Source organism: Tropicimonas sp. IMCC6043 (genome assembly GCF_004146235.1).
Classification (GTDB): Bacteria; Pseudomonadota; Alphaproteobacteria; order Rhodobacterales; family Rhodobacteraceae; genus Tropicimonas.
Genome location: NZ_SELO01000286.1, coordinates 1 through 231, shown reverse-complemented (window position 1 = coordinate 231; position 231 = coordinate 1). Strand labels below are relative to the sequence as shown.

Annotated in this window: 1 protein-coding gene; it reads left to right on the top strand. The window is 58.4% G+C overall.

Annotated elements, in window-relative coordinates; translation table 11 throughout:
* Positions 1 to 167 (top strand): transposase (locus tag EU800_RS26690; protein ID WP_242500847.1); only part of this gene is annotated, 167 nt, incomplete at its 5' end.
* Positions 168 to 231: the final 64 nt, after the last annotated feature.

Sequence of the window (231 nt, the reverse complement as noted above, 5' to 3'; positions counted from 1 at the left end):
GGGACGAACTCTTGAACGAAACCCTGTTCTCATCGCTGGCGGAGGCCCGCGAGAAAATCACAGCCTGGAAGGAGGACTACAACCGCAACAGGCCCCACTCATCCCTCGGCAATCTCACGCCGCGGGAATTCGCAATGAAATCGAGACTGGAAACCAAGGCCGCATGAGGCCAGAAATCAACCGACGGATTCTCCCAAAGGCTGGAGGGAAGCCGGGTCTCAGGTCACTGCC